The organism is Neisseria sp. P0021.S007 (assembly GCF_051956855.1).
Genome location: NZ_JBQCXA010000675.1, coordinates 1 through 635 on the forward strand (window position 1 = coordinate 1; position 635 = coordinate 635).

The following is a 635-nucleotide window of genomic DNA, read 5'->3' on the forward strand; positions in this document are numbered from 1 at the left end:
GTTACTAAATCTAACTGGCCGCAAGTATTCCGCCAAGCAGCCGAAGGCAAAGGCTTGAAAAACATTCTGCTTCCCTTGGAAACAGAACATGGTCAGCTGGCTCGTGCAGCTTTGGCCGATACCAATATTGAAGTGCGTGGTTTTGAGCGAAAAATCGACGACTGGAAAAACGAATTCTTTACCGATATTGAGGCTGGTTTTAGCGGCTCTAAATGCGGTATTGCCCGTACCGGTACGATTATGCTGGAGTCCAGCCCTGTCGAGCCGCGCAGCCTGAGTTTGGTGCCGCCTGTGCATTTTTGCCTGTTTGACACCAGCAAAATGTACAACGAATTCCATAATGCTGTTGAAGGCGAAAAACTGGTAGAAAAAGGCATGCCTACCAACGTTATTTTGATTTCCGGCCCGTCTAAGACTGCCGATATTCAATTGACTTTGGCCTATGGTGCACACGGCCCGCGCGATTTAGTGGTTTTGGCCGTTCTGCCTGATCACATTTCCCCTGCCGATTTGGAGGAAAAAGCATGAGTTCCCAAACCATTAAATTCCATATTAAGCCGGAAACGTTCAAGCAAAACGCCGCGATTTCTTTGCAAGACAAACCTTTGCGTAGAAGCTTGCGCACAGCGATGGAC

General features: G+C 48.2%; 1 protein-coding gene. It reads left to right on the forward strand.

Going from position 1 to position 635, the window contains the following annotated elements; translation table 11 throughout:
* Positions 1 to 528 (forward strand): LutC/YkgG family protein (locus ACTHUR_RS15320; RefSeq protein WP_440399491.1); only part of this gene is annotated, 528 nt, incomplete at its 5' end.
* Positions 529 to 635 lie beyond the last annotated feature (107 nt).